Source organism: Hyphomonas sp., from assembly GCF_040882205.1.
Classification (GTDB): domain Bacteria; phylum Pseudomonadota; class Alphaproteobacteria; order Caulobacterales; family Hyphomonadaceae; genus Hyphomonas.
On sequence record NZ_JBBEBT010000352.1, the window covers coordinates 1 to 10,508 of the forward strand.

A 10,508-nucleotide genomic window follows, 5' to 3' on the forward strand; every position below is an offset into this window, starting at 1 on the left:
CACCCTCAGGCGCATGCACCCGGCGGACGCCGCCGATGCCCTCGAAGCGCTGGACTACGATACATTCGAAGAAGCGGTGGAGCTGCTCGGCGGCCAGTTGCCACCTGGAATCCTGATCGAGCTGCGCGATTCCTACCGCGAAGACGCCGTCGACATGCTGCCGGACCGGGCGGTTGCGCAGGCCCTCGACGAACTGGACTCAGATGACGCCACCACCATCCTCGAGGACCTCGAGGACGATCGCCGCGAGCGCATCCTCGAAGACCTCGCCCCGGTGGACCGCGCCGAACTCGAGCGCAGCCTCGGCTATGAAGAAGAAACCGCCGGCCGTCTTATGCAGACGGAGTTCGTCGCGGTCCCGGAGTTCTGGACGGTGGGCCAGACCATTGACCACGCCCGCACCCTCGGCACCGAGCTGCCGGAAGTCTTCTACGATGTCTATGTCACAGACCCCGCGCACCGCCTGCTCGGCATTGTCTCGCTGGCGAACCTCCTGCGCCAGCCGCGCGAGACGCCGCTCGAACACATCATGAGCGAGCCGACCACCACGCTCGACACATCCACAGATCAGGAAGACGTCGCCTTCCAGTTCCAGAAATACTCGCTCGCCTCGGCCCCCGTTACCGACATCGCCGGCCGCCTCGTCGGCATGATCACGGTCGATGACATGGTCGATGTCATGCAATCCGAGCATTCCGAAGACCTGCTCGCCCTGTCGAACGTGTCCTCGGCCGATGCGTCGGACACGGTCCTTGAAACGGTAAAAGCGCGCCTTCCATGGCTTGCCATCAACCTGTTCACCGCCTTCATCGCCTCGGCGATCATCGCGATGTTCGAAGGCGCCATCGAACAGGTCGTCGCCCTCGCCATCCTGATGCCCGTGGTCGCAGCCCTTGGCGGCAATGCCGGCAGCCAGGGCCTCGCCGTGGCCGTTCGCGCTATTGCTTCCCGTCAGCTCGGCGCCACCGCCGCCCGGCGCGCGATTATGCGCGAGTTCCTTGCGGCAGCCATTAACGGCCTCCTGATCGGCGCCGGGGTCGGCCTGATTGCGATGTTCTGGTTCGGCGATACCGGCCTCGGCCTCGTCATTGCCGCCGCCATGTTCGCAACCTTCCTCTGGGCCGGACTTTCCGGCATCCTGGTGCCCCTCGGCCTCAAGCGCCTCGGTGCGGATCCTGCTGTAGCCTCATCAGTATTCGTATTAACTCTGACCGATGTCATGGCATTCTTCAGCTTCCTCGGCCTTGCGAGCCTCGTCCTCTTGTAAACAGACGGAATTTCAGCCGAATCTCGCGTTGGAGGCGAATGGGCGCGCGTCTTGCAGGGCGCCCTTGTAGGCATTTCGCCGGATGTACCACAACGGGAGCTAGTGGGTTTGGCCCGTCCCATGCGCACGTCAGTACAGGGTATCGAGCTCATACAGAGCTTCGAGGGCTTCCGCCCGCGTGCAGCACGTCTGCCCGGTGGCGGCTGGCTGATCGGCTACGGCCATACGGCCACCGCCCGCGCCGGCCTGCAGATCACGACCCGCGACGCCGCGCTCATCCTGCGCCATCACGATCTGCCCCAGATCGAGCAGCAGATTGCCGAACAGGTGCTGACCCCGCTCAGCCAGAACGAATTCGACGCACTTGTCTCCTTCGCCTTCAATATCGGCCCGGAAGCCTTTGCCGCCTCAGATGTCGTCGCTGCCCTCAATGCGGGCGACCGCGCCCTGGCAGCCAATGCCATGTGGGCCTGGCGCCTCGCCAATGTCTCCGGCGAATTGCGGGTGATCGATGCGCTGGCCCGCCGCCGCGCCGCCGAGATCGCCCACTTCCTCGAACACCCCGCCGGCCGCGCCGCCATTCCGGGCGCGCTTGTCCGTCCGCTGGCCCAGCAAGGCCTCGACGACGAGGAAACCGGCCCCGGCGCCAGCTCCGTCACCATCGGCCCGCGTGTCACCGGCGAAACGCCCGCCGCCGCGCCTGAAAACTCCACGCAGGCCGCCGCCCGCGCCGTCAGCGAGCGCATCGCCCGGATCCTCGGCGAGGCGCCGCCCCAGCCCCCCTCGCCGCCATTGCCGCCGGTGGTCCAGGGCGAAGGCCCCACGCCAGAAGAGATCACCGACGCCGTAAAGGCCCTCGTCGGCGACGAGCCGGTCGCCGCGCCGCTCTCGCCCGCCGCGCCGCCCCAGCGCGCCAAAGGACCGCCCGAAGGCATCGAGCGCCGCCGCATGCTGCGCCCTGCAACCGGTTCGCTTGCTGACGATACGTTGGCCGCCCTGCCGCCGGCAGAAGGTGTTGTCGTCGATGACCTCGAGATCATGCAGGTCGACCAGCGCGACCTCGAGCGCGCCATCCAGGAGAACGGTGACCTCGACACCGCTGCAATCCACAATCTCGGCGCCTGGGCGCCCTACGCGCTGCTCTCCGGCCTCGGCCTTGTAGGCCTCATCGCGGGCGTGGAGCGCTTCGTCTCACAGGCCGCGCGCCCGGTCCTGCGCACCGGCGATGTCTATGCCGGCCCGGTCCTCGCCCTTGGCGGCGGTTTCCTGTTCCTGATCGCCAGCTACTATCTCTACCGCGCCCTCACCCGTCAGGACTGACAAACGGTGACAGGGCAGGGCGTCCTTGATAGGAAGGCCCGATGATTCCGAACGCATATCCCTCGCTGAACTTCGATCTCGGTGAAACTGCGGACATGATCCGCGAAACCGTGAAAAACTTTGCCCAGAACGAAATCGCGCCGCGTGCGGCGGAGATCGACCGGACGGACAAGTTCCCGCGCGACCTGCTGCCGAAGATGGGCGAGCTCGGCCTCCTCGGCATCACCGTCGAAGAGGAATGGGGCGGCACCGGCCTCGGCTATCTCGAACACGTCGTCGCGATGGAGGAAATCTCCCGCGCCTCTGCCTCGGTCGGCCTCTCCTACGGCGCGCACTCGAACCTCTGCGTCAACCAGCTGCGCCGCTGGGGCAATGACGACCAGAAGACGCGCTACCTGCCCAAGCTTATCTCCGGCGAACACCTCGGCTCCCTCGCGATGAGCGAGAGCGGCGCTGGCTCCGACGTCGTCTCGATGAAACTGCGCGCCGACAAGAAGGGCGACCGTTACGTCCTTAACGGCACCAAGATGTGGATCACCAACGCGCCGGATGCGGACACGCTCGTCGTGTATGCCAAGACCGATCCGAACGCAGGCTCGAAAGGCATCACCGCCTTCCTGATCGAGCGCGGTTTCAAGGGGTTCTCGGTCGCCCAGAAACTCGACAAGCTCGGCATGCGCGGCTCGGAAACCGGCGAACTCGTCTTCGTGGATTGCGAAGTGCCCGAGGTCAATGTCATGGGCCCGGTTGGCGCCGGCGCACGTATCCTGATGAGCGGCCTCGACTATGAGCGCGCCGTGCTATCTGCTGGCCCCACCGGCATCATGCAGGCCTGTCTCGATGTCGTGCTCCCTTACATCCACGACCGCAAGCAGTTCGGCCAGTCGATCGGCGAATTCCAGCTTGTGCAAGGCAAGCTCGCCGACATGTACGTGCAGATGAACGCCGCCAGGGCCTATGTCTACGCTGTGGCCAAAGCCTGCGACCGGGGTGAGACCGCCCGCAAGGACGCTGCAGGCGCGATCCTCTACGCAGCGGAAACCGCCACCAAACTCGCCCTCGATGCCATTCAGCTGCTCGGCGGCAACGGCTACATCAATGAATATCCCACCGGCCGCCTCCTGCGCGACGCCAAGCTTTACGAGATCGGCGCGGGCACATCGGAAATCCGCCGCTGGCTGATCGGGCGTGAGCTGTTCAACGAGACGGCGTGACCCGCTGGCTGGGCATGCTGGCTCTGTCCGGATTGGCTGCGTGTGCCATGCGGGTCACAGGAAGCGCAGAATATCTGGCCTTTGGACGGGACGTCATGTGTGCAAGACCGAGCGGTCTTTATGGCAATGGATTATTAGTCATTTGATCAGTCCGCTGAAGGAATTCAGTCAGTTCTGAGCAAGCCTGCGTGCTGAGCTTCTGGCGCAGACCTCATCCGCGATTATCATGCCATGCTGAGAGATCGCGGCGCGCCCGTGACACATGATTTTCCCGCTGGTGAAGTAACCTTCAGCGAAAATGGAGAGATGTCGCTTCTGTACTGGCACGAGGGACAATTGAGAGCGATGGAGGGAGATTCGCAGGAGGCCGCCGAACTGTTCCGCCGCGCGTTGAAGCCGCCGGCGTAAAGTCACGCCGGATGGAACGAATATGTACTTGCAAGTGTCGCTTTTCCGGAGGGCGATGATTTAGCCCTTGCTGGCGAACGCGAAGCCCTCTCGCAGAAAGTGGCACCAGGCCAGAGCAGCATCAATCCTGGCGTCGTTGAAGGCCTGATCGCCTGCCTCGGGCGCGCTTGCCAGGACCCCTATGGCGCCCCGGAATGCAATTGGCGACGGAAATCCTGAGCCCTACCTGAAACGCTCCGGCTGCGCCGCAATCAACGCCTCCAGCTTCGGCAGCCCGTCCACAAGCCCCTTCGTCAGCTGGCCCGTTATCAGCCCGCTCAGGAACAGCGGCGCGCTCGCCTTGCCGCTCCAGCGCAGTTCGCATCCGCCGTCCGCTGGGACGACGCGGTAATCTTCAACCGCCGCAGACACGGGCAGGGTGGAGCGCTCGAACCGGAACGCCATCCGTTTGCCTTCGTCCCAGGCGAAGAACGTTTCCTCGATCACCTGCGCGCCCACTTCCACCGTGCGCGTCGTGCCGGGGCCAAACGGTTTCGGGCTCGTCCACGTCACCTTGGTGATTGGCAGCCACTCGGTCCAGGCCGGCCCATCCAGCAATGCGTTCCACACCATCTGCGGCGGGAACGGGAAACGGTGCACCGCGCTCGCCTGCTTGGCTGCGGCGAGGTATTCCTCGCCGACCTGTTTGTGGGCTTTGGGCGTCTTGGCCATGGGTGTCTCCTGCGCGCAAACGGGACGCCTGCTAGCGCCCGGCGTGACAGCTTTCGTCTAAACCGTCTACGGACAATCGGGCCCGAAAAGGCCTAACCCAACGTCAGCCTGCTGGCAGCATCGCGATGTTGCGCCCCGCCCCGTCTTGCGGCGAATACTCCGGAAGCTCGCTGATCGCCCGGTTCACATAAAGCAGGTTGCTGTTGGCGTCCGACAGGATGACGCCGTTCAGCGGGTTGTCGCACGCGCCCCGCGCGGGTTCGAACCGGCGGCGCGCATCACCGCGTTCCTCGGCAATGTCCGTGATCTCGTGCGAGCAGGAGACGGCGCCCCGATCGGCCGGGATGATCATGGTCTTCATGACCTTGCCGAGCATCCTGGCCGCACGGCCCTTCTGCGTGAGGAGGGTGCGCGGCTCGCCGGTCTGGATCACCTGCCATCACGCAGCGCGCCATTTCGGAGCCGCGACAGGCCGGGTCGAACCCTAAGATCCGCACGCCGACAATGCTGCTACCGTCCGGCAGGATGGACGCGTTCATCAACTGGTTGGCGGCCACCCTTTCGAGATCGCTGATCTCGCCAGATTCGTTGCGTACAGGCGCCGTCTCGCAGACGACAATGGGCAGTTTGCCGAGCAGGTCTGCATCCATGCTTCGGCACGTCCGGACAGTCAGAATCTATCCGGGGTTCCTGCAGCAACATGTTTACTGTGCTGTTGATACTACAACAGGCTGAAAGCCTAGGCGGGGCAGCAGAGCGCCGCGATGTCGCTGGTCTCCAGCGCGGCCTTCGCGGCCACATATCCGGCCTCCACGGCCGCGTCATAGGCCGACCAGTCCCGCAGCTCGATACCTGGCAGGTCCGGCAGGATGATCACGTCGGCCTGGTCATGGCCCAGTTTCGGGTCGTTGCGCACGGTCGCCGCGCGCATCAGGAGCCCGGCAATCGGAGGCGGCGAGGAAAAGCCGTTGCGCGCCACCCACTGCCAGAAGCTCAGCGGGCGGACGAACTCCTCCCGGTTCAGCCCTTCTGGCTGGCCGGACACGTCCGAGCCGATCACGAAGCCCTGATGCAGCTCGCGCATGCAGTCGACCGGGAAATTGTTGAGCACCGCGCCGTCCACGAGAATGTTGTCGCCGTCCACCACCGGCGGCAGGATTCCGGGCAATGAAATGGTCGCCCGGAGCGCCGTCTTCAGGCTGCCGGACCGGTGGATATGCACCTTGCCTGTGGTCAGGTTCGTCGAGAGGGCGTAGAAGGGGATCCTGAGGTCGCTGATCTCCGTCTCGCCGAAATGCTCCTCCAGCCGCGCAGTCACGCGCCGGCCTTTCACCATGCCCACCACCGGCAGGTTATAATCCCCCAGCGGATTGGATTCCACGAAGGCTTTGCGGATGCGCCAGTCGATTTCGCTGTCACTCCAGCCCATCGATACGCAGGCCGCAATCACGGCGCCCATCGAGGCCCCACCGGCAAAGTCGATCGGAATGCCCTTTTCGCGGATCGCGCGGATCGCGCCGATATGGCTGTAGGCGCGTGCCCCGCCGCCCGACAGAACGATGCCGACGGACCGGCCCGCCATCACGCGCGCCAGCCGCAGGGCATCTGCATCGGAATCGCCAAACCAGTGGAACAGCCGGTTCGCTCCGGCCGCCGCCAGCCATTCCTGCGGCCCGGCGGCCCGCCGTTCCGTTCCCGGATGGATCAGAAGCACGTCCACCAGCTTCAGGCGCTGCGCCGGCGAGGTATGTTCCGGCATCAGGGGCACAGAGGGGCGCGCATCGCCGCGCGCCAGTACCCAGATCCTGTCCGCCTGCCGCGTGGCCAGCTTGAACCAGGACGTATCGCCGATTGCCGCAATCAGGATCACGGTGTCGTTGCTGTGTTCCAGTGCGTCGAAGAAGGCCGCCGGTTTCTCGTGGCCCTGTAACTCGTCAATGATGGCGACCTTCTGTCCGAACCGCAACAGCGCCTCGCGTAGCGCCCGTGCCCGCAGGCGCAGGTCGATGGTCGGCGAAGTTGCCAGCAGCGTGTAGACCTTCGGAACGGTTGCCACATTGCGTTGGCCGCTCCGGCCAAGCCGGCGCAGGATGATCCGGATCATGCCCTCCAGCAGTTCCGGCTCAGACTTGACCAGCTTGTTCCAGCCCGTTCGCGACAGCGCCACGACTTCGGAATCGCGCAGCGCATAGACCGAGCCTGTATGCGGCTTGTCTTCGCGCACCCCGTCCCCGTTCTGGTCGGTCCCGCCGAGGAACAGCGCCATCTCACCCACCGGCTCTCCGGCGCGGATGTGGCCTACGAACTCGCTGGCCGCACCGAACGCGCCGAGCGCGCCCGACACAACGAAATAGATCGAATCAGCCATCTCCCCCGCCAGGAACAGCGGCTGCCCAGCCGGCAGCGAGAACCAGCGCGCCTCTTTGCCTGCAGAACGCATGGCGCGCTGCGAAACATCCTTCAGCAACGGAATCGTCTTCAGGTCAGGATTGAGGGGGTTCTGCATGACCCGTTTCTTGCGCGCTCTGATTGGGGTTTGGAAGCCGTCCATGCTCCCTGTTTACCATAAATCCGTTACCGAACCGGTGACATGCGCGTGAGCGCCGGGTAATCCTCAGCCCAAGTGTTAAGGAAGATCGCATGCCTGTTCTCAAATCGGCGCTGGATGTGTCCGGAGCGAAGTTCGCCGCCAATCGCCGCGCGATGCAAGCCCTGCTGACAGACCTGCAAGCCCGAACGGCCCATGCCGCCCTTGGCGGCCCGGAAGAGTCCCGCCGCCGCCATACCGAGCGCGGCAAGCTGCTTCCCCGTGAGCGGGTCGAACGCCTGATTGACCCCGCCAGCGCCTTCCTCGAGATCGGCGCGCTCGCGGCCAATGGCATGTATGACGGTGAAGCCCCCGGCGCCGGCCTTATCACCGGCGTCGGCCGCGTCGAGGGCAGGGAATGCCTGATTGTCTGCAATGACGCGACTGTCAAAGGCGGCGCCTATTTCCCGATCACCGTGAAGAAACACCTGCGCGCGCAGGAAGTCGCGATGGAAAACCATCTCCCGTGCATCTACCTCGTCGATAGCGGCGGCGCGAACCTGCCGCACCAGTCCGAAGTCTTCCCGGACCGGGAGCATTTCGGCCGCATCTTCTACAACCAGGCCCAGATGAGCGCGAAAGGCATCCCCCAGATTGCCTCCGTTATGGGCTCCTGCACCGCTGGCGGCGCCTATGTGCCCGCGATGAGCGACGAGACGATCATCGTCCGCAAGCAGGGTACCATCTTCCTCGGCGGCCCGCCGCTGGTGAAAGCCGCCACCGGCGAGGAAATCAGCGCCGAAGACCTCGGCGGCGCTGATGTCCATGCCCGCCGTTCCGGTGTGGCAGACCACTACGCCGCGCACGATTCTCACGCCCTCGCCATCGTCCGCTCCATCATCCGTACCCTGAACAGGCCGAAGCCCCAGCCGTTCGAGTTGACCGAGCCACAGGCCCCGCTTTACGACCCCGCCGAGATGCACGGCCTCGTCCCTCAGGACGTACGCGAGCCGTATGATGCGCGCGAAGTCATCGCTCGCCTTGTGGATGGCTCCGAGTTCCACGAGTTCAAGCAGCTTTACGGTGAAACCCTCGTCTGCGGCTTCGCCCGCCTTTATGGTATGCCGGTGGCGATCCTTGCCAATAATGGCATCCTCTTCTCCGAAAGCGCGCAGAAAGCCGCTCATTTCATCGAACTGGCAGACCAGCGCCGTATCCCGCTCGTCTTCCTGCAGAACATCACCGGCTTCATGGTCGGCTCGAAATACGAAGCCGGCGGTATCGCCAAGGACGGCGCCAAGATGGTCACCGCCGTTGCCACCGCGTCGGTTCCAAAATTCACCGTCGTCACCGGCGGCAGCTACGGCGCCGGCAATTACGGCATGTGCGGGCGCGCCTACAGCCCGCGCTTCCTCTTCATGTGGCCGAACGCGCGCATCTCCGTTATGGGCGGCGAACAGGCCGCATCCGTCCTCGCCACGGTCAAGCGCGACGGTATCGAGCGCAAGGGCGGCCAGTGGAGCGCCGAGGAAGAACAGACCTTCAAACAGCCGATCCGCGATCTCTACGAAGCCGAAGGTAGCCCCTACTATTCCAGCGCCCGCCTCTGGGACGATGGCATCATCGACCCCGCCGACACCCGCCGCGTTCTCGGCCTCGCGATGTCTGCCAGCCTCAACGCCCCCTTCGGTGAGCGCGGCTTCGGCGTATTCCGGATGTAGAAAAAACCCCACACCCGTATCCGGGCATGGGGCCAGTCTTCGAGCCCGGAGCGGGGGTCAGAGCCCGAATTCCTTGGTCTTGCCGAGGTCTGGCAACTCGCCCTTTATGTTAGCTTTCGCGACTTCATACAGGAAGCCGATGGTCGACTTGTCCGACGCCCACACGGCGGCGTCCTGCGGTTCGAATTTCAGCATCAGCATCTTCGGGTCCGTCTTGCCGCCCGGATACCATGCTTCAACCGGGGGGCTCCAGAACCTGTCGATGATCGCCGGATCGTTATGCGGCGTCAGCATACCCTTTACGCAGGCCTGATAGTCCTTCTCGATATGGCAGAGGTGCACGGCGGACGGGCGCGCCATTATGGCTTCGCCCAGCTCGCTCGTATTGTCCGAATAGAAATAGATGACACCCGCATCGACATCCACTTGCGGCGCCATCGGCTGCATGTGCGCGCCTGGAACCGGCGATCCGAGCATCACGCATCGCGCGCCCTTGATCTCATCCAGCAGCTGGTGTTGCGGGTTCTCTTCAAACTTCGTCAGGCTGGCCATGGAATAACTCCTTTTGTCTGCCGGATGAACGCCGCTCGCGCGCAGGCGTTCCGGCCTGCGGTGTTAAAACGCGTTCATGCGGCCGCCAGAACAGGGCCCCTTTCGCCTCCCGGCGCAATTCACTAGAGAGGTTCAGCCCATCTCCGGACGCCCGCCCTTGCACACACCCGCTTCTAACCGTTTCGACCTGATCCGCCTCCTTCTGGCGGTGGGTGTCTTTATCTATCACGCCGTCACGCTCGCTGCCCTTGACCCCTTCGGCCCCCTGGAACAGGCGCTCTCGCAGCTCGCCGAAGTGTGTATCCAGGGCTTCTTCATTGTCTCCGGCGCGCTCGTCGCCGGCTCGCTTGCGCGCTCGAAAGGTCTTGCGGACTATGCCGGCAAGCGCCTGCGCCGCGTCTATCCGGCCTATACCGTCGTCATCCTCGTCCCTGCCGCAATCAGCCTCGCCCTTACGCAGGACGGGCAGGGCGTGCTGCGATACCTCGCCGCCAACCTGGCCTTCCTCAACTTCCTTGAGCCGAACCTGCCGGCCCTCTTCGCCGCAAACCGCTTCACTGAAGTCAACGGCGCGCTCTGGACGCTGAAGATCGAGGTGATGTTCTACGCAGTCCTCCCGCTGATCCTCCTTGTACTGACGAGTATGGGGCGCTTCTGGTGGCTCCCCATCCTTGCGCTATACCTGGCAGGTGAAGCATGGGCCGCCCTTATGCCCGGCATCACCGACGCCCCCCTCGGCGCCGTCCTTTCGCGCCAGCTCCCGGGGCAGATGGCCTTCTTCGCCATGG

Annotated in this window: 9 protein-coding genes; 5 read left to right on the forward strand and 4 right to left on the reverse strand. The window is 64.5% G+C overall.

The window, feature by feature from the left end; genetic code table 11:
- From mgtE to WEA77_RS15395, 3 genes are all read left to right on the forward strand, one after another.
- Positions 1-1,267: magnesium transporter (gene mgtE, locus WEA77_RS15385; protein WP_368068752.1), on the forward strand; the 1,267-nt coding region annotated here is incomplete at its 5' end.
- A gap of 120 nt (positions 1,268-1,387) precedes the next feature.
- Positions 1,388-2,587 (forward strand): lysozyme, encoded by a 1,200-nt coding sequence (locus tag WEA77_RS15390; protein WP_368068753.1) that lies wholly within the window; start codon positions 1,388-1,390, stop codon positions 2,585-2,587.
- 41 nt (positions 2,588-2,628) lie between these two features.
- Positions 2,629-3,801, forward strand: coding sequence for an isovaleryl-CoA dehydrogenase (locus WEA77_RS15395; protein WP_368068754.1), 1,173 nt, complete (start codon positions 2,629-2,631; stop codon positions 3,799-3,801).
- A gap of 630 nt (positions 3,802-4,431) precedes the next feature.
- Here WEA77_RS15395 and WEA77_RS15400 read toward each other — a convergent pair.
- The 3 genes from WEA77_RS15400 to WEA77_RS15410 form a co-directional block, all read right to left on the reverse strand.
- Positions 4,432-4,920 (reverse strand): SRPBCC family protein, encoded by a 489-nt coding sequence (locus WEA77_RS15400; RefSeq protein ID WP_368068755.1) that lies wholly within the window; start codon positions 4,918-4,920, stop codon positions 4,432-4,434.
- A 103-nt stretch (positions 4,921-5,023) separates the two neighbouring features.
- Entirely contained in the window at positions 5,024-5,353 is a 330-nt protein-coding gene (locus tag WEA77_RS15405) for a hypothetical protein (RefSeq protein ID WP_368068756.1), read from the reverse strand.
- A gap of 306 nt (positions 5,354-5,659) precedes the next feature.
- Positions 5,660-7,426 carry a patatin-like phospholipase family protein gene (locus WEA77_RS15410; RefSeq protein WP_368068757.1) on the reverse strand — a complete coding sequence of 589 codons (1,767 nt, stop codon included), beginning with the start codon at positions 7,424-7,426 and terminating at the stop codon, positions 5,660-5,662.
- Positions 7,427-7,560: 134 nt separating this feature from the next.
- Here WEA77_RS15410 and WEA77_RS15415 point away from each other — a divergent pair, with 134 nt between their 5' ends.
- Positions 7,561-9,168, forward strand: a complete 1,608-nt coding sequence (locus tag WEA77_RS15415) for a carboxyl transferase domain-containing protein (RefSeq protein ID WP_368068758.1) — start codon at positions 7,561-7,563, stop codon at positions 9,166-9,168.
- A gap of 57 nt (positions 9,169-9,225) precedes the next feature.
- On the opposite strand, the gene WEA77_RS15420 is transcribed toward WEA77_RS15415, so the two are convergent.
- A complete protein-coding gene (locus WEA77_RS15420; RefSeq protein ID WP_368068759.1) occupies positions 9,226-9,720 on the reverse strand; it encodes a pyridoxamine 5'-phosphate oxidase family protein in 495 nt (164 codons plus the stop codon).
- Positions 9,721-9,877: 157 nt separating this feature from the next.
- Here WEA77_RS15420 and WEA77_RS15425 point away from each other — a divergent pair.
- On the forward strand, positions 9,878-10,508 hold a 631-nt coding region (locus tag WEA77_RS15425), incomplete at its 3' end, for an acyltransferase family protein (RefSeq protein ID WP_368068760.1).

Excerpts from the sequence above, each read along its gene's own strand:
- WEA77_RS15410 (WP_368068757.1), bottom strand. The coding sequence starts at position 7,426 with ATGCAGAACCCCCTCAATCCTGACCTGAAGACGATTCCGTTGCTGAAG.
- WEA77_RS15400 (WP_368068755.1), bottom strand. The coding sequence starts at position 4,920 with ATGGCCAAGACGCCCAAAGCCCACAAACAGGTCGGCGAGGAATACCTC.
- WEA77_RS15395 (WP_368068754.1), top strand. The coding sequence starts at position 2,629 with ATGATTCCGAACGCATATCCCTCGCTGAACTTCGATCTCGGTGAAACT.
- WEA77_RS15420 (WP_368068759.1), bottom strand. The coding sequence starts at position 9,720 with ATGGCCAGCCTGACGAAGTTTGAAGAGAACCCGCAACACCAGCTGCTG.
- WEA77_RS15415 (WP_368068758.1), top strand. The coding sequence starts at position 7,561 with ATGCCTGTTCTCAAATCGGCGCTGGATGTGTCCGGAGCGAAGTTCGCC.
- WEA77_RS15390 (WP_368068753.1), top strand. The coding sequence starts at position 1,388 with ATGCGCACGTCAGTACAGGGTATCGAGCTCATACAGAGCTTCGAGGGC.